Annotated in this window: 3 protein-coding genes; all 3 read left to right on the forward strand. The window is 40.0% G+C overall.

The annotated features are described in order from the left end of the window. The first annotated feature begins 23 nt into the window (after positions 1–23). The 3 genes from FTV48_RS14715 to FTV48_RS14725 all read left to right on the forward strand — a co-directional run bounded on the left by FTV48_RS14715 (position 24) and on the right by FTV48_RS14725 (position 1,487). Entirely contained in the window at positions 24–626 is a 603-nt protein-coding gene (locus tag FTV48_RS14715) for a nitroreductase family protein (protein ID WP_180000770.1), read from the forward strand. A 129-nt stretch (positions 627–755) separates the two neighbouring features. Then, on the forward strand, positions 756–1,118 hold the full coding sequence (locus FTV48_RS14720) for a hypothetical protein (RefSeq protein ID WP_180000771.1): 363 nt from the start codon (positions 756–758) through the stop codon (positions 1,116–1,118). After that, a complete protein-coding gene (locus FTV48_RS14725; protein ID WP_180000772.1) occupies positions 1,119–1,487 on the forward strand; it encodes a hypothetical protein in 369 nt (122 codons plus the stop codon). Positions 1,488–1,657: the final 170 nt, after the last annotated feature.

The raw sequence follows: 1,657 nt of genomic DNA on the forward strand, positions 1-1,657 counted from the left end.
GATATATCCCAGGATTTTTAAGAATGTCGAATCAGTTTTTAGATTTAATTACTAAACGCCGTACTATTTATGCCATTGGCAAGAATATTGAACAATCTCCTGAACGTTTAACTGATTTAATTCAAACTGCAATTAAACAAAGTCCATCTGCTTTTAATTCTCAGTCTTCACGCGCCGTCATTTTATTCAACACAGAACATGAAAAGTTTTGGGGCATCGTTGCAGATAAATTAAAAAGTTATGCAAAAGATGAAGCAAGTGCAGCAAAAACCACTGCTAAAATGGCCAGCTTTGCTGCTGGTGTAGGTACGGTACTGTTTTTTGAAGATCAAACAGTGGTACAAGCGTTGCAGGAGCAATTCCCGTCTTATGCGGATAACTTCCCCATCTGGGCAGAGCATTCTACTGCGATTGCGCAATTTGCCACATGGACAGCATTACATACTGAAGGCCTAGGTGCATCTTTACAGCATTATAATCCGATCGTAGATGAGCAGGTGCATGCTGAGTGGGACATTCCAGCCAACTGGAAGCTTCGCGCACAGCTGGTCTTTGGTTCAATCGAAGGCGAAACACATGCCAAAGATTATCTTGCGGACGAAGAGCGTTTTAAAATTTTCAAATAAGCCTGAAATTCATATCTGCGCTTAAACAATTTTAAGCGCAGATATTTTAACATCTCGACGAAATCCTCATCAGCATTGCTAAAATTCAGTTAAAATAGCGTGCTAATGCAAATAAATGAGTAATATCGAATGTCGAAAAACATGCAAAATCTATCACCTTTACAAGAACTGATCGCAGAGCAAAAGTTACTTTGTGAAGAAGTAGGCTCAGCTTATGTTGAAGTCACGGGTGATGATGTTGTTGCTGTGGCCGTACATACCTTAAAGCAGGATCCGATAGTTGGTATTCGTAAAAAGCCTGAGACAGCGGAAAATATCAGCTGGTATATTTATGGCGGAGAACCTTCAAGTGAAGATGCTTTTGAAACGATGACCGTACGTGAATTACAGGACATCGCACCAGAAGTATTACCATATCTTGCTCTGGAAACAGGTTTTCGTTTCATGATTGATGCCGATGATTATGAAGATGTCTGGAAAGAAGAAATCTAAATGCTAAAAAAATCATCTTTCATTTGTGCAGGATTGTTATTCTTACTGAATAGCATGGTCTTTGCAGAACCACTTTCACAAAGTGCGTATGACCAGTTTATTTCAGAACAGACTAAAATCGTCAATGAAACCAAGCACATTTTAGATGAAGATGATCCAAAGGCCGATGCTAAAACCCAACGTCAGGCTTTTTGTAATCGACTGAAAGCCTATCAGGGCATTCAAAAAGTTTCTGAAGAAAATAACAGTCTGGATATGGCGCCCATGATGGCTATGGTCGCCAAAAGTTTTCTTGATCGACAGGATCAGAGCCTGAGTAAATCAGGAATGACCACCACTGTATTCTGTAAAAATAGGGACATTGAATAGGGTGAGTGGTACTTCTTTTAAGCGCAGCTTTTCATCACGCATTAATGAAAACATCTGCCTTGGTACGCAGGCTTCCAATATTGGCATTTTGTGCAGCAGCTTTTGCCATATTTATTGCATTTCGTACAACTTCATCATGCACGGTATTACTGGCTGTTGTTGCCTGTTCT

The sequence above is a fragment of the Acinetobacter sp. YH18001 genome (genome assembly GCF_013416975.1).
Lineage (GTDB): Bacteria > Pseudomonadota > Gammaproteobacteria > Pseudomonadales > Moraxellaceae > Acinetobacter > Acinetobacter pseudolwoffii.